Here is a 14,392-nt window from a genome sequence, read left to right on the forward strand (position 1 = left end):
CGTGGATGTTGCAGGCTGGTTGCAGGGCGATGCGGGGGACGGCCGTCCATCCCCTCCCCTGGTCTGCTGGCTGAGCCGCCGGGATTCTGGCGCGGATTATGCCCGCTCGGTGCGGCGGCCGGAAGGCTTGACGCTGTGCCGGATCTGGCTGGCGGCGCGCGTGGGGCCGGCCACGCGCGCGCTGCAGGGGGCTCAGGCCGCCACGGCCCCGCGCCTGGCCACGCGCATTTTGGCCAGTCGGAAACGGCCCACCGTGTGCTGCAGATCGGCCGATTGCGCGTTCAGTGCGCGGGCCGACGCCGACGCCTCTTCCACCAGTGCGGCATTCTGCTGGGTCACCCCGTCCATCTGCACGATGCTCTGGTTGACCTGCTCGATGCCGGCCGCCTGCTCCTGGCTGGCGCTGGCGATCTCTTCGATCAAGCCCCCCAGTTCGCCCACCGAGCTCACCACCCGGGCCAGGGTCTGCCCGGCCTGGTCGGCCAGCTGGCTGCCCTGCGCCACCTGGCTGCTGGAGGCATCGATCAGCGTCTTGATCTCGCGGGCCGCCTGCGCCGAGCGCTGTGCCAGCGCCCGTACCTCGGCGGCAACCACGGCGAAACCACGGCCGTCCTCACCTGCGCGCGCCGCTTCGACCGCCGCGTTGAGCGCCAGGATGTTGGTCTGGAACGCGATGCCGTCGATGACGGTGGTGATATCGGCGATGCGATGCGAAGACACCTCGATGCCGGCCATGGTCTGCACCACCTGGGCCACCGCCGCCCCGCCCTGCGCCGCCACCTCGGCGGCGTCGGCGGCAAGCCGGTCGGCACGCCGGGCATGGTCGGCGTTCTGCTTCACTGCCGCGGTCAGTTCTTCCAGCGAGGCGGCCGATTCTTCCAGGCTGGCGGCCTGCTGTTCGGTACGACGCGACAGATCCTCGTTGCCCGCCGCGATCTCCGCCGATGCGCTGGAGACCGCCACCGCCGCCTGCTGGATGTCGCCGACGATCGCGGTCAACTGCGCCACGCTGGCATTGGCATCATCGCGCATGGTGGCGAACACGCCCTGGAACTGGCCCTCGATGCGCCCGCGCAGGTCACCCGCCGCCAGCGCGCGCAGCAGCCCGGACAGCGCGGCCAGGTTGCGGTCGGCGGTTACCATCAGGGTATTGAGACCTTCGACCATGTCGCGGAAGTCGTATTCGAAGGCATCGGCATCGCCGCGCTCGCTGAAGTCACCGGCGGCGGCGGCCGCGACCAGCCGCTTGATCTCGCCATTGATCGCCAGCAGGCGGCCACGCACACCGTTGACCGCCTCGGTGATGAGCGCCTTCTCGCCCGGCAGGTCTTCCATCGATGCGGACAGGTCGCCATCGGCGTAGGCCCGTACCAGTTCGACCATGCGCATCTTGGTCTGGATGTGCGCGTCCACCAGGTCGTTGGTGCCGGTCACCATCGTGCCGAATTCCCCCTCGAACCGGCTGGCATCGATGCGATGGCTGATCGCGCCATCGGTATGCCGGCGACTCATCTCGTTCTGCGCGTGGATGATCTCGCGCAGCTTGCCCTGCATCTGCTGCAGCGCGCCCATCAACTGCCCCACTTCATCCTGCCGTTGGACCACGATCTGCCGGTCCAGCCGTCCGGCAGCCACGTCGCGGGCCACCTGCCCGGCCTGCGCCAAGGGCACGCTGACCATGCGCCTGACCACCACCAGCAGCGCCACGATCACCGCCAGCAGGCCCAAGCCGGCCACCACGACGATATGCAGCATCAGCGAATGCAGAACGCTCTGCAGCACCGAGACCGGCTCCAGGCCGAGCACCGCCCATTTCCAGGGCGCGTAGGCCTGGGCCGAAACGAAATAGGCCTGGGATGCCGCGTCGCCGCTGCGGCGCAGGTGCACGATCGCCTGCTCGCTTTTGCCGGCCAGCAGTGCCTCCAGCGCCGGCAGATCGGCGGCGTCCACCTGACTGGCCAGCGTCTTGCCCTCATCGGCCGGCGCAGCGATCAGCGTGCCGAACTGCTCACCTGGACGCGTATCCAGCGCCAGGAAATGCCCCTGCTTGCCCAGTTGCGACGTGCGCAGGCGTTCCTTCAGCGCGGCCAGGCCATCGGAGTAGTTCTGCCCGACAAACACGATGCCGATCACCTTGGCGGTCGCGTCGGTGATCGGCAGGTAGTGGGTCATGTAGTCCACCCCGAACAGCCGCGCCGGGCCGGTGTAGCGACCGCCTTCCAACAGGTTTCGGTACGCCGGATGTGCATGGTCCAGCACGGTGCCGAGCGCGCGGGCGCCCTCGGCGTTGCGCAGCGAGGTGGAGACGCGCACGAAGTCCTCGCCCTGGCGCACGAAGATCGTGGCCACCCCGCCGGTCGCCGCGGCGAAGCGGTCCACGGCCGCCTCCTGCAGGTTGATCACCTGGCCGCCCAGGCGCAGCGCCGGCACCTGGCGTGCGCCGACGCTAACCGGCGAGGCCGCATCCAGGATGGGCTCGCCGTCGGGCAGCAGCGCGCGGAACGTGCCGGCCATGCGCTCGGTGCTGTCGCTGAGGCTGCGGTCGTAGAGCGCGACCGAATCGCGCATGAGCGCGGTAGACGATTGCAGGCCGGCCTGCACACGCTGCTGGTAACTGGCTGCCGACTGGCGGTAGATCAGCACCGCCAACAAGACAAAGGCGACGGCAGTGATCAGGCCCAACAGCAGCGCCAGGCGGGCGCCGATGGTGGATGAGAAAACGGTGGCGGCACGGGTCGTCATCGTTGGTACTCGAAGGAAAAAGTGTGGGATGTTCGTCACACTTCTTATCGGCACCCTTTCTGGTCCTCTTTATGCAGGAGCACCTAGTCCTTTCCTACTAGATCGATTTCTCAAGTCGTTGTTTTTAAATGGATAACGGCGCAAATGGTCTTCACAAAACCCGATCGGCGTTCAGAAAGACGGCCGACGGCCGAGGACGGAGCAGCGCGGTCGCACTGAAGGCCGGCAATATCGTGCGTATGCGCAGGTACACCGTGCACCCCTTGGCAGCGCCCCATTCACGGCGCTAGACTACGTCCAACGCGAGGCAAGGCCTGCGGGGTTTGTGTGACATCCGTGGGGCCATAGCTCAGCTGGGAGAGCGCGTCGTTCGCATCGACGAGGTCAGGAGTTCGATCCTCCTTGGCTCCACCAAATATTTGCCCGACCGGGCACAGGAAAGGCCGGAATACCTGCAAAAACAGGGCTTCCGGCCTTTTTCATTAGGCCGGCGGGTACGACCCGGCACATTGCGGCTGGTGAGAATGCTCGTCTCCTGGCCTGTACCGCAAGCCGAGCCCAAGGCAACCCACGGACCATGCCCATCCAGCCGCTAGAATGGTCGGCTCATATCGGGGGTGCGTCATGGAGCGGTGGTATCTGACAACACTGTTGGCCCTGATCCTTCACCAGATAGATGCCGCCTTCTGGCAGGAATGGGATATGTTTCACGTACCCGGCGGAATCCAGGGGTTTCTGGTGTTCAACCTGCTCGCCGTTGGTTTTCTGCTGCATGGCTACCGCCAGGTCCTGCTGGTCCGTCCCAGTGCCCGCATCTACGCCGCCGTGTGCGGCGGAACAGGGGTTGCCACCGCTGCGATCCACGCGGGGTTCGCAGCCGCTGGGCGCGATGAGTTCCATCTGCCGCTCTCTGTGCTTGTTCTTCTGGTCTGCCTCGTTGCCGGTACCAGCGTTCTTGTGCACTCCCGGCAGCACCGCTCTTCCAGGTCGCCGATCAACACGTAGCGGAGACCTGCAGCTAAACCGCACGGCGAACACACGGCGCAACTGCGCTCGTCTGCGCAACGCGGTGCCCCGGTTTGCGAGCCGATAAAGGCGTCAGTGATTGAGCCGGAACACGACCCGATTGCGAAACAGGCCGTTGAGGCATGCGCCGCCAACGGAGAGCGGGAGGAAGAAGCTGAACCACCCCAGCCATCCGGCGAGAACGGCTCCGACCCATAAGCCGAACGCCAGCGACAGCAGGAAAAGCATCACCAGCGCCCACGGTGGAATCCCGTACTCGATCCGGGCCGCGCAACCGCGACACACCACAGCACCTCGCGGAACTCCACCGAAGCACATCGGGCATTTCATCAGATCGTCCATGTTCTGCCTCCCAGCCTATTCCGGGAGGTTATCGGCGCCCGTTGCGCGATCTTTAGTCCTTCGGACAGCTGCCCGGACAGCCCGTCGCGTTCGGCAAACGCACACGGCTCTGTGAGAGGAAATCAGCGCATTCCAGGCGATGCGGTTCGACCGCCGACGTCACGGCGGTCGACACGGCTACGGCATCCTCAATCCGGGTTGTTGTCCTTGCGCACCGGCCGCCGCGTTTCCGCATCATGAATCGCCTGGTCGGTCTGGCCGGGTCGCTGCTTGGCCGCTTCATCCTGCTTGCGGTCCTGCTGGCTTTCCTTGACGCCTTCCTGCTGGGTCTTCTGCTTCTCGTCGCTGATCATGACCGGTACTCATCGGAGGATGCCGCCACGCTAACGTGGCGATCGTGAGCTACGGGTCAGGACCGCGTTGGCGCTGCGTGCGCACTCAATCCAGCTTCACCACCAGCTTGCCGAAGTTGCGTCCCTTGAGCAGCCCGAAGAACGCATCCGGCGCGTTGGCCAACCCTTCGACGACGTCTTCGCGGTACTGCACCTGGCCATCCTGCAGCCACTGGCCCATGTCGACCAGGAACTGCGGGAACAGCGCGTTGAAGTCGGACTGGATGAAGCCACGCACGGTCAGCCGCTGGCGCAGAACCTGACTCATGAAGCCCGGCAGCCGATCCGGCCCCGGCAACACCGCGCCGCGCGCGTTGTAGGTGGCAATGGTGCCGCACACCGGAATACGCGCGAAGTCGTTGAGCAGTGGCGCGACCGCGTCGAAGACATGCCCGCCCACGTTCTCGAAGTACACATCGATGCCGTCGGGCACCGCGGCCTGCAGCTGCGCGGCGAAGTCCTCGGCGCGATGGTCCAGCGCCACATCGAAACCCAGCGTTTCCAGATACTGTCGCTTCTGCTCGCCACCGGCGATGCCCACCGTGCGCGCGCCGCGCAGTTTTGCGATCTGCCCGACCGTCGCCCCGACCGGCCCGCTGGCCGCGGCCACCACCAGGGTTTCGCCCGGTTGCAGCCGACCGATTTCCTGCAGGCCGGCATACGCGGTGAAACCCGGCATGCCGTAGACGCCGAGCGCGGTACTGATCGGCAGGCCCGTCTCGTGCAGCCGCCGGGCGATGCTCTCGCCCTCCACCACCGCATGGGTCTGCCAGTTGCCGCCAGCGACCACGTGCTCGCCGACGGCGACCTCCGGGTGGTTGGAGGCGATCACCTCCGACACCGTGCGCCCCTCCATCACCGCATCCAGCGCCACAGGCGGTGCGTACGACGGGCCTTCCTCCATGCGGCCGCGCATGTACGGGTCCAGTGACAGGTAGCGGTTGCGCAGCAGGACCTGCCCCGGGGCCAACGCTGGAACGGCCGCCTGCTCCCAGCGGAAATTGGCCGCCACCGGTTCGCCCTGCGGGCGCGAAGCGAGAACGATGCGGGTGTTGGTGAGAGCATTCATCGGCGGACGACTCCAGACAGCGTGATCAGGAGCCCTGACAGTAAGCGCTGTGGCGGCACGGCGGCGTCGGGGTAAGACAGCGTTCCACCGGTGAGCGCGGGCACGACGTCCCCCGCGCCTTGCGCGACGGTGATCGATGTACCCGGTGATGCCACAGCATTCCATCGGCGGCACCGGATCACATCGGATCACATCGGGTTGGCCCGGACCTGCGCCGTGGCGCATCATCGCGGGATGACATCGCCCCTCCTCCACGTCCGTCAGCGCGTTCGTCGCTACTTGCTCCCGGTGCTGATGTCGGCCACCACCCTCTTCGGCCTGGCGTGCTGGGCAGTACTGGCGACAGAGCCCGGCTGCCTCGCCGCGCAGGGGCACTGGTCAGGCGCCGGCCAGTGCTACACGCGTCTGTGCCTGCTGCAGGGCGACTGCGGGCAGCCGGCGTCGCCGATTCAAGGTTGCCCGCACCTGCAGCCGGGCGACACGCGCGGCAAGGTGTATTTCCATCTTGGCAATCCACTGCTGGGTGCTGCGGCCGTGGCGGACTGGCCTGCCGACAAGGTGGGCGACGGCAGGATCCAGGCGCGTTTCGACGGTGATCGGCTGCTCAGCCTGGCCTGCCCGGTCGCGGACTAGTCCACCGGCCAAACGTCCCCGTTCAAGCGAACGGCATCACCCATCGCCACCGGTGCGCGGCAGCGCGTGCGGGCATGGCCGGACGTCATCAGGGTCAAGGCAACTCGGCGACACGCCGCGAGGGTCACCTGGATCGTCGCCACTGTAACGGGCTGACGCCCATTTCGACCCGGAACATGTAATTGAAGGCGGACGCGGACGCATACCCCAGGTCGTGCGCGGTCCGTGTCGGCGAGCGCCCTTGCGCCAGCCACTCGATCGCGCGCAGCAACCGCAGTCGCGTGCGCCATGCGCGCACGGTCATGCCGGTCTCGCGCTCGAAGTGGCGCGCCAGCGTGCGCGTGGACGCACCCAGGTGCGCCGCCCACGCCGCCATGTTCCGATCATCGTCTGGATGGTCGTACAGCGCCTGGCACCAGTGCTGCAAGCGCTCGTCCTGCGGCCATGGCAGGTGCCGCGCGTGTCGCGTCTGCCGACGCAACTGGGTGGCGATCACCGCGCACAGGCTGGCGTAGTAGCCGGAATCATCCTCGGCCCGGATGCCGTCGAGTTCGATGATCAGGGCGCGCAGCAGCGCCGATACTTCCAGCACCGTGCATTCGGCAGGCATGTCCGCAGCGACGTCAGCGCCAACGTACAGATTGCGGAACGCCGCAACGCTCAACGCGCGGGTGTGATGCAGGGTTCCGCCCGGCACCCACAGGGCCTGCTGCGGCGTGATCACATACCGCGCGTTCGCCGCCGTCACCTGCAGCACGCCTTCGGTAGCGAAGGCCAGCTGGTGCCAGGCGTGCACATGCGGCGGAAAATGCTCGCCGGCCGCCATCTGCCGACTGTGCGTGACCACCGGCCAAGGCAGTGCGCGCAGCGGTGGCACCGTGAGTTCACGACCGCCGGGAGGCGCCGCAGAGGGGCGGGATTGTCGCCTGGTCGACATAGGCGGTCATTCTATCGAAAGACAGTGACACCCGGATCGCCGAGGATCAGCGGACCCCTGCCCGCTCCGGTATCCAATGACTGCCCCGCCCATCCCCACCGAACGGCATCCCTGGCAGGTCATCGCCGCCGGTATCTGCGCCTTGGTCCTCACCGTGGGACTGGCCCGGTTCGCCTACACGCCCCTGCTGCCGCTGATGCGCGTCGATGCCGGGCTGAGCGCCGCCCAGGGCGGCTGGCTGGCCACCTTCAACTACCTGGGCTATCTGCTGGGCACGCTGCTGGTGGCGCGGGTGGGCGACATGCGGCAGAAATTCCACATGTACCGGGCCGGACTGCTGCTGGCCGTCGCGGCCACCGCGCTGATGGGCGTCACTCCCCACCTCTGGCTGTGGAGCGTGCTGCGCTTCCTGGCCGGGCTGTCCAGCACCGCCGGGCTGCTGCTCGCCTCCGGGCTGGTGCTCAACTGGCTGCTGGCCCACCAGCGGCGGCCCCGGCTGGGCCTGCATTTCGCCGGGCTGGGGCTGGGCATCGCGGTGTCGGGCCTGGCCACGGCGATGATGGCCGACCATGCCGATTCCAGCGGGCAATGGCGTTGGCTGGGCCTGCTGGGGCTGCTGTTTCTGGTGCCCGCCTGGTACTGGATGCCCGCGCCGGTCGCCGCGTCCGCGCGCTCCGTCGCCGAGGCGCCGCCACCTCCCGGACCGCGCTGGCGGCGCCTGCTGATTGCCGCGTACTTCTGCGCCGGTTTCGGGTTCGTGGTCAGCGCCACCTTCATCGTGGCCATCCTCGAGCAGACCGCCGCCTTCCACGGGCATGGCAGCGCGGTGTGGGTGCTGGTGGGACTGGCGGCGGTCCCCTCCACCTTCGGCTGGGACTGGCTGGCCGCCCGGCTCGGCATGATCCGCGCCCTGATGCTGGCCTTCGCCCTGCAGGCGGTTTCGTTCATGCTGCCCCTGCTGGACGATGGACTGGCTGCCGGGCTGGGCAGTGCGCTGCTGTTCGGACTGACCTTCGCCGGAATCGTGAGCCTGACCCTTACCGTGGTCGGTCGGCACTACCCGCACAACCCGGCCAAGGCGATGGCCACCCTGACCCTGAGTTACGGCGTGGCGCAGATCGCGGCACCCGCGCTCGCCGGCACCCTGGCGCGCGACAGCGGCTCCTACCAGGCATCGCTGCTGCTGGCGGCGGTGATCATGGTGATCGGCATCGTGCTGCTGTGGTGCATGCCGGACGACACGCAGTGAGTGGCGCGCGCCCGGGCACGTGCTGAACCGATGTTCATGCGCGCAACGGTGGTGCGCAGCCACGTTGGATCAAGCACTTGCCGCTGTCGGCGCGAGGCCTGGCAACAAATGTGAAATTTTTTTCGCGAAACGCTTGCCGAACCCTGCATACCTCCGTATTATTCGCGTCCTCGCCAGCGACAACGCAGCGATGAAGTGGCCGAGTAGCTCAGTTGGTAGAGCAGGGGATTGAAAATCCCCGTGTCGGCGGTTCGATTCCGTCCTCGGCCACCAGTATTCGAAAAGACCTGCAGAAATGCAGGTTTTTTTTTGCGTGTTCGGCTGGCATTCGTGCGTGGCAGTGCATCGAGTGAATCCTAAACCGCTCGCCACGCACACTGCGCACGTCCACCGCAACGCATTCCAGCAGCCGATCATGGATCGGCTCTACCCTCACGCGGCGGCATCGACACAGTCTTCCCGTCACGCGGGGCGAATGACAAAAACTTCACACCCTGCCCCGCTGCCGCCCCTAAGCTCCTTCGACCCGCCTGGAGTGCCGTCGATGCGTCTGCGTAGCCCGTGTCTCGCCCTGCCTCTGCTGCTTGCGACGGCCGCCGCATGGGCGACGCCGCCGGTGACGTCGGTGCCCACGCTGGACATGGGCCGCTACGCCGGCCAGTGGCACGAGATCGCGCACCTGCCGGTGTCGTTCCAGAAGAAGTGTGTGGGGGACATCACCGCCACCTACAGTCTGCGCGGCGATGGCCGCATCAGCGTGCACAACGTCTGCCGCATCGACGATGGCACGCGCATCGCCGCCGACGGCGTGGCGCGACCGGTCGAAGGCCATCCGGGGCAGTTGCAGGTGCGCTTCGTGCCGGACTGGCTGGCATGGGCACCGCTGGTGTGGGCCGACTACTGGGTGATCGCGCTGGACCCGGAGTACCAGTGGGCATTGGTCGGCGACCCGGACCGCAAGTACCTGTGGATCCTGTCGCGCTCGCCGAGCATGGACCGCGCCCTGTTCGCGCAGATCAAAGCGCAGGCCGAAGCGGTGGGCTACGACCTGGCGCCGCTGCGGGTGATGGCGCCGCTGGATTGAGCGGCACCACCGCTTCGCCCTACTCCTTGGCCTTGCTGCGGTAATCCAGCGGCGGCGCGGTGCGCTCCAGCAACGGCACATAGCGGAAACCGGCGCCACGTCGGTGTTCGAATTCCTGCCTGGCCTGCGCCACCGTCTGCGGTGACTGCAGCAGCGTCACCGCGGTCAGCGCTAGCACGCGCGCGGCATTGAGCGCGCCCTTCGTACCAATCGGCGCCCCCGAGGCGGCCACCGCCTGCCAGCTGTGTGCCGGTGTACCCGGGACCCAGGTGGCGGTACTCAGACCAACGGTCGGCACATTCCAGCTGACATCGCCGACATCGGTGGACGCCCCACCGGCCTGCTCGGCGCTGTAGGGCTCCAGGGATGCGGCGCTTTCCAGCGCAGGGCGCTGCGGCAGGCTTTGCTGCAGTTGCCGCGCGAATGCGGTATCGGCGGCGTCGTAGATCACCCCACCCACCTGCTGCAGCGAACGCTGCATGACCTGGCCCAACACATCGTTGGGCAGCAGCGAGTACACGCCACCGGTAGACTCGAATGTCGCCTCGGTGCCGGTGCCCATCGCCGCGCCGCGCGCGGCCAGCTGCAGGCGCGCGATCACATCGCGTACCACGGCCGGATCGACATGGCGCACGTAGTAATAGGCTTCGGCCGCGTCGGGCACCACGTTGGGGGCCGCGCCGCCATTGCTGATCACGTAATGGATGCGCGTGCCGTCGGGCACGTGCTCGCGCATCATGTTGGCCATGTAGTTGAGCGCCTCCACCCCGTCGAGCGCCGAACGTCCGCGATCCGGCGCGAGCGCGGCATGCGCGGCAATGCCCTTGAAGCGGAATTTACCGCTGATGTTGGCCAGGCTGGTGCCTTGGGCGGCAGAGTTGGCCGAGGCCGGGTGCCAGTGCAGGGCCACGTCGACGTCGTCAAACAGACCCGCACGGGTCAGGTAGACCTTGCCACTTCCGCCCTCCTCGGCGGGAGTGCCGTACACGCGGATCTCGCCGTCGCTGCCGCTGGCCTTCAGCCACTGCGCCACGGCCTGCGCGGCCCCGACCACGGCCGCACCGAACAGGTTGTGGCCGCACGCCTGCCCGGCGTCCTGGCCATTGATCGGGCTGCGTGTCGGCACGGCGGCCTGCGCCATACCCGGCAGCGCATCCATCTCGGCCAGCAGCGCGATCACCGGGCCCTTGCCACGATGCCCGTAACGGGCGACGAATGCGGTTGGCATGCCGGCGACGCCCGCTTCGATGCGGAAGCCGGCCTTGCGCAGCTCCTGCTGCAGCAGCGCGGAGGACTGCGTTTCCTGGTAGCCCAGCTCCGGCGTCGCCCACAGTGCGCGGCCCACCTCGGCCTGCCGGCCCGCGTAGGCATCCACGGCTGCCAGCACGCGGTCCGGTGCGTCTGCAGCGACTGCAGGCATGGCCAGCGCCGTGGCCATCAGCGCCAGCACGAAGCGCGCGCGCAGGCGCCGAGGATCAGTAGAAGCGGACATTGTCGATCTCGAACCAGATCTTCGCGCCGGCCGAGCCGGTGCCGGAGAACACCAGCTGTTGCACGTCGTTACCGCGCCACGTCGGCAGCGGCCCCTTCGCGCGATACGGCGGCTGGCCCTGCAGCGCAGTGAACGGAATTTCCAGCGTCTGCCAGCCACCGCTGGCAGCGACCGGCGCGATCCAGCGACGGCCGCCCAGTCCACGCGCCTCCAGCGTCAGCGTCGCATCGCCGCGTACATCCACGCGCACGCCCCGCCAGCCGCGCAGGTCTACCGGCGCCACCGAGCCACGGCTCAGCGGCAGGATCACCGCCGCATACGCATCATCCTTGCTGGACAGCTTGGCCTGCATCGACAACGCCTTGCCGCCCTGCTCGCGGTCGATCACCGTGGTGACCTGCACGGTGCGGTCGTTGCCGCCGTCGGCGTCGTCGTTGCGCAGCGTATCCAGCGCGGTGCGTTGATCAGCGCGCTCGACGTCATCGACCAGCGCCGCGATGCGCAGCGGCGGCAGCGATTCGGCGCGGTTGCCGGCAGGCAGCTTCACCCCCTTGCCCACCACCTGTCGACCGGCCACGTACACCTGCTCGGTGTTGCGCACATCGCTGATGCGCTCCCACGGCCGCCCCTTGACCAGCAGCAGATCCGCGCGTTTGCCCACTTCGATGCGGCCGCGATCGTCCAGTGCCAGCGCTTCGGCGCTGGCACTGGTGCCGGCAACCAGGGCTTCGCCGGGGGTCAGCCCGGCCTGCACGAACAGTTCCAGCTCGCGCAGGGTGGAGGCGCCGTGCGGCGTGCCGGTCATCCCGGCATCGGTGCCCAGCACGATCGGAATGCCGGCATCGTGCAGGGCCTTGACGTTGCGCAGCGCATTGGCAAAGTTCGCCTCGCGCTGGCGGTAGGCCTCGGTGCCCGCGCGGGCCTTGCCGCTGCCATCCACGCGCTCGGGCAGGTACACCGCCAACGAGGGCGAATAGCGCGTGCCGTGCGCCTTCATCAACGCGATCAGCTCGGCATCGGCCGGGCCGTCCTGCACGCTGTGCGCCAACGCATCCACGCCGGCCCGCGCGGCGGTCTTGCCGCGCTTGACCATCACCGTGTGGGTGAACACGCGCAGCTGCTGGCGGTGCGCCTCTTCCACGAGTGCGGCGAGGGTGTCCTCATCCATGCTGCTGTTGTCGGCTGCATTGGAATACCGCCAGCCGTCGGTGAAGGCCTTGATGAAGTCCGGCTTGTAGGCCGCCACCTGCTTGACCGCCGCCGTGGCCGATGCCGGCGAGTTGACCCAACGCGTGGTGTTCTCATCGCCCCAATCCGCGCCATGGCCGAGGGGCGTGCTCATTCGCGCGGCGAACTTCACATCCGGTGCGGCGATGCTGTGCAACCAGGCGCGGCGCGGTGCGTAGGCTTCAGGCGGCTGGTGGAAGTCGCTGACCGTGGTGACCCCGGCAGCGAGATAACGGTTGGCGATCTGCGGCAACGTCGATGGCTGCGCGTTCGGGGTCCAGTGGGTGTGCAGGTCGAACAACCCAGGCAACAGCGCCTGGCCCTTCGCATCGACCTGCCGGGTATGCGCCGGCGCCTTCAGGTCGGCCCCGATCGCGGCGATGCGGCCGCCCTGCACCAGCACGCTGGCTGCATAGGGCGCGCGTCCGGTGCCATCGAAAATCATCGCATTGCGGATCAGCACGTCATCGTCGGCGGCACTGGCCACCTGCATCGCCTGGCCACTGGCCAGCAGCAGGCCGGTCAACAGTGCCAGCCGACGGACGCGGCGCAGGGTGGACATCGAGGTCGGTTTCATGGGGCGTCCTGGTTCATTGCAGTGAGCGCGGCGCGCTGTAGGCGGCGTTGTGCGGTGCCCGCAGCCAGACATCGTTGCCCTCCTGCTCCACCGCCAGCCCCAGGCTGAGCGCGACGCTGCGCGCGAAACCGATCGGGTCGTTGGCCGAGTAAAGGCCGACGATGCGGCGGCTGCCGACCAGCGGGTCGTCGATCATGATGCGCACATCGCTGTAGCGCAGGAACTGCGCCGCCGCCACCGACAGCGTGTCGCCGTTGAAGGACAGCATCCCCTCGCGCCACGCCAGCTGGTGGTCCAGGTCATCGTGCTCGACGCTCTCGATGCGGATGCCGTGGGTGCGGTTGGCCAGCGCGCGGTGGTTGGCCTGCAGCCGGGTCGGTGCGATCGCGCCACTGGCATTGGCCACATCGACGATGCCCTCGCGCACCAGTACCTCCACCCCGCGTGTGCGCTGCTCGTTGAGGCTGACCGAGAAGCTGGTGCCCACGGCGGTCACGGCGGTATCGCGCGCCACCACCACGAAGGGGCGCGCGCGGTTCTTGGCGACATCGAACAGCGCCTCACCGCGCAGCAGGGTGATTTCGCGACGCTGCGCGGTGTAGTGCACCCGCACCGCCGCGCCCGAATCCAGGGTCACTGCCGAACCATCGGCCAGTGGCACACGCAGGATCTCGCCCTTGCGGGTCAGGTGGTAATCACCGGCATCGCTGTGCTCATGCACGCCCAGCGCCAGCAGGCACAAGCTGGCGGCGAGCCCGAACGCCCATTGCAGGGGCGGTCGCGGCCGCGCTGCGCGGGTGGCGGGCGGTACGCGGTCGGCACTGCCCAGCGCGCGTGCGCGTCCGGTACGCGCATACACCGCGTGTGCCCGCGCGTAGGCGCCGAAGTGGCGGCGGTCGGCCTCCAGCCAGCGGTCGCGCTCGGCCAGCTCGGCCGGCTCCAGTGCACCGCGATCTTCGCGGGCCACCCAGCGGGCGGCCTGGTCATCGATCGGGTTTTCAGCGGCGCCTTGCATGGACGGCCTCCGTATTGTCCGGTTTCCCTGTGGACCCTGCATCACCCGCATCCTGTTTCATCGACTCCATCAACAACCGAATACCCTTGCAAACGTGCTTTTCCACCGTGTTCTCGCTGATCTGCATTCGCTCGGCGATCTCGCGTTGCGAGAAGCCTTCCACGCGCCGCAGGATGAAGGCCTGGCGGCACTTGTCCGGCAGCTGCGCGATCAGCGCGGTGACCTTGTTGAGTTCCTGGCGCGAAGACGCCAGCCGTTCCGGTGAAGCATCCTCACCGGTGATCGGCAGCCGATCGAAGTCGGCCACCATGTCCATCGATACCACCTGGGCGCGACGCAACTGTTGCAGCACCACCGATTGCGCCACCTGGTAGACGTAGGCACGCGGTTGCCGCACGTGCGACACGTCGGCCAGCGCCGCCAGGATCGCGTAGGTCTCCTGCACCACATCGTCCACGTCCTGCGCCTGCGCCATGCGCCGCCGCAGCCAGTCGCGCAGGCCCCGCTCGTACGGCAGGACATGCTCGGCCAACCACAACGCCCGCTCTGCTGCCAATGTTGCGCCCATTCAAACTCCTGCTGCGCTGCCCGGCATTGGCCGGGCAGC

At 67.9% G+C, this 14,392-nt stretch carries 13 protein-coding genes and 2 tRNA genes; 6 read left to right on the forward strand and 9 right to left on the reverse strand.

Annotation, left to right across the window (positions count from 1 at the left end):
• Nucleotides 1-192: 192 nt before the first annotated feature.
• Entirely contained in the window at nucleotides 193-2,742 is a 2,550-nt protein-coding gene (locus NR101_RS05955) for a Cache 3/Cache 2 fusion domain-containing protein (protein WP_256774696.1), read from the reverse strand.
• Between the two features lie 338 nt (nucleotides 2,743-3,080).
• On the opposite strand from NR101_RS05955, the gene NR101_RS05960 reads away from it, so the two are divergent.
• Together NR101_RS05960 and NR101_RS05965 are read left to right on the forward strand one after the other, a co-directional pair.
• A tRNA-Ala gene (locus tag NR101_RS05960) sits at nucleotides 3,081-3,156 on the forward strand.
• 210 nt (nucleotides 3,157-3,366) lie between these two features.
• Complete coding sequence (locus tag NR101_RS05965; protein ID WP_345779477.1) at nucleotides 3,367-3,747, forward strand: DUF6713 family protein; 381 nt, start codon at nucleotides 3,367-3,369, stop codon at nucleotides 3,745-3,747.
• A 93-nt stretch (nucleotides 3,748-3,840) separates the two neighbouring features.
• Here the strand turns inward: NR101_RS05965 and NR101_RS05970 are convergent, their stop codons facing one another.
• The 3 genes from NR101_RS05970 to NR101_RS05980 all read right to left on the reverse strand — a co-directional run bounded on the left by NR101_RS05970 (nucleotide 3,841) and on the right by NR101_RS05980 (nucleotide 5,571).
• Nucleotides 3,841-4,110: a hypothetical protein gene (locus tag NR101_RS05970; RefSeq protein WP_256774694.1), complete on the reverse strand. Its 270-nt coding sequence runs from the start codon at nucleotides 4,108-4,110 to the stop codon at nucleotides 3,841-3,843.
• 188 nt (nucleotides 4,111-4,298) lie between these two features.
• Complete coding sequence (locus NR101_RS05975) at nucleotides 4,299-4,463, reverse strand: hypothetical protein (RefSeq protein ID WP_256774693.1); 165 nt, start codon at nucleotides 4,461-4,463, stop codon at nucleotides 4,299-4,301.
• A gap of 85 nt (nucleotides 4,464-4,548) precedes the next feature.
• Nucleotides 4,549-5,571 carry an NADP-dependent oxidoreductase gene (locus NR101_RS05980; RefSeq protein WP_256774692.1) on the reverse strand — a complete coding sequence of 341 codons (1,023 nt, stop codon included), beginning with the start codon at nucleotides 5,569-5,571 and terminating at the stop codon, nucleotides 4,549-4,551.
• A gap of 294 nt (nucleotides 5,572-5,865) precedes the next feature.
• On the opposite strand from NR101_RS05980, the gene NR101_RS05985 reads away from it, so the two are divergent.
• A complete protein-coding gene (locus tag NR101_RS05985; protein ID WP_256774691.1) occupies nucleotides 5,866-6,204 on the forward strand; it encodes a hypothetical protein in 339 nt (112 codons plus the stop codon).
• A 124-nt stretch (nucleotides 6,205-6,328) separates the two neighbouring features.
• On the opposite strand, the gene NR101_RS05990 is transcribed toward NR101_RS05985, so the two are convergent.
• Nucleotides 6,329-7,051, reverse strand: coding sequence for a helix-turn-helix transcriptional regulator (locus tag NR101_RS05990; protein WP_256774690.1), 723 nt, complete (start codon nucleotides 7,049-7,051; stop codon nucleotides 6,329-6,331).
• Between the two features lie 166 nt (nucleotides 7,052-7,217).
• Between NR101_RS05990 and NR101_RS05995 the strand changes: the two genes are divergently transcribed.
• The 3 genes from NR101_RS05995 (at nucleotide 7,218) to NR101_RS06005 (ending at nucleotide 9,474) form a co-directional block, all read left to right on the forward strand.
• Nucleotides 7,218-8,390 (forward strand): YbfB/YjiJ family MFS transporter, encoded by a 1,173-nt coding sequence (locus tag NR101_RS05995; RefSeq protein WP_256774689.1) that lies wholly within the window; start codon nucleotides 7,218-7,220, stop codon nucleotides 8,388-8,390.
• A 197-nt stretch (nucleotides 8,391-8,587) separates the two neighbouring features.
• A tRNA-Phe gene (locus tag NR101_RS06000) sits at nucleotides 8,588-8,663 on the forward strand.
• 271 nt (nucleotides 8,664-8,934) lie between these two features.
• A complete protein-coding gene (locus NR101_RS06005; protein WP_256774688.1) occupies nucleotides 8,935-9,474 on the forward strand; it encodes a lipocalin family protein in 540 nt (179 codons plus the stop codon).
• Nucleotides 9,475-9,493: 19 nt separating this feature from the next.
• On the opposite strand, the gene NR101_RS06010 is transcribed toward NR101_RS06005, so the two are convergent.
• The 4 genes from NR101_RS06010 to NR101_RS06025 are packed head-to-tail and all read right to left on the reverse strand — an operon-like array spanning nucleotide 9,494 to nucleotide 14,353.
• Nucleotides 9,494-10,966 (reverse strand): amidohydrolase, encoded by a 1,473-nt coding sequence (locus tag NR101_RS06010; RefSeq protein WP_256774687.1) that lies wholly within the window; start codon nucleotides 10,964-10,966, stop codon nucleotides 9,494-9,496.
• On the reverse strand, nucleotides 10,950-12,770 hold the full coding sequence (locus NR101_RS06015) for an amidohydrolase family protein (protein ID WP_256774686.1): 1,821 nt from the start codon (nucleotides 12,768-12,770) through the stop codon (nucleotides 10,950-10,952). The genes NR101_RS06010 and NR101_RS06015 overlap by 17 nt, the downstream gene beginning before the upstream one ends.
• Before the next feature lie 13 nt (nucleotides 12,771-12,783).
• Nucleotides 12,784-13,785 (reverse strand): FecR domain-containing protein, encoded by a 1,002-nt coding sequence (locus NR101_RS06020; protein ID WP_256774685.1) that lies wholly within the window; start codon nucleotides 13,783-13,785, stop codon nucleotides 12,784-12,786.
• Entirely contained in the window at nucleotides 13,769-14,353 is a 585-nt protein-coding gene (locus tag NR101_RS06025) for an RNA polymerase sigma factor (protein ID WP_256774684.1), read from the reverse strand. Before NR101_RS06025 ends, NR101_RS06020 begins: the two co-directional genes overlap by 17 nt.
• Between the last annotated feature and the right edge of the window lie 39 nt (nucleotides 14,354-14,392).

Origin of the sequence: Stenotrophomonas sp. Ste86, assembly GCF_024519465.1 — a bacterium.
Taxonomy (GTDB): domain Bacteria; phylum Pseudomonadota; class Gammaproteobacteria; order Xanthomonadales; family Xanthomonadaceae; genus Stenotrophomonas.

What these genes read in the sequence shown, in the direction of transcription:
- NR101_RS05970 (WP_256774694.1), bottom strand. Translation starts at nt 4,110, where the DNA reads ATGGACGATCTGATGAAATGCCCGATGTGCTTCGGTGGAGTTCCGCGA.
- NR101_RS05980 (WP_256774692.1), bottom strand. Translation starts at nt 5,571, where the DNA reads ATGAATGCTCTCACCAACACCCGCATCGTTCTCGCTTCGCGCCCGCAG.
- NR101_RS05975 (WP_256774693.1), bottom strand. Translation starts at nt 4,463, where the DNA reads ATGATCAGCGACGAGAAGCAGAAGACCCAGCAGGAAGGCGTCAAGGAA.
- NR101_RS06020 (WP_256774685.1), bottom strand. Translation starts at nt 13,785, where the DNA reads ATGCAAGGCGCCGCTGAAAACCCGATCGATGACCAGGCCGCCCGCTGG.
- NR101_RS06005 (WP_256774688.1), top strand. Translation starts at nt 8,935, where the DNA reads ATGCGTCTGCGTAGCCCGTGTCTCGCCCTGCCTCTGCTGCTTGCGACG.
- NR101_RS05985 (WP_256774691.1), top strand. Translation starts at nt 5,866, where the DNA reads ATGTCGGCCACCACCCTCTTCGGCCTGGCGTGCTGGGCAGTACTGGCG.
- NR101_RS05965 (WP_345779477.1), top strand. Translation starts at nt 3,367, where the DNA reads ATGGAGCGGTGGTATCTGACAACACTGTTGGCCCTGATCCTTCACCAG.
- NR101_RS05955 (WP_256774696.1), bottom strand. Translation starts at nt 2,742, where the DNA reads ATGACGACCCGTGCCGCCACCGTTTTCTCATCCACCATCGGCGCCCGC.
- NR101_RS06025 (WP_256774684.1), bottom strand. Translation starts at nt 14,353, where the DNA reads ATGGGCGCAACATTGGCAGCAGAGCGGGCGTTGTGGTTGGCCGAGCAT.
- NR101_RS06015 (WP_256774686.1), bottom strand. Translation starts at nt 12,770, where the DNA reads ATGAAACCGACCTCGATGTCCACCCTGCGCCGCGTCCGTCGGCTGGCA.
- NR101_RS06010 (WP_256774687.1), bottom strand. Translation starts at nt 10,966, where the DNA reads ATGTCCGCTTCTACTGATCCTCGGCGCCTGCGCGCGCGCTTCGTGCTG.
- NR101_RS05995 (WP_256774689.1), top strand. Translation starts at nt 7,218, where the DNA reads ATGACTGCCCCGCCCATCCCCACCGAACGGCATCCCTGGCAGGTCATC.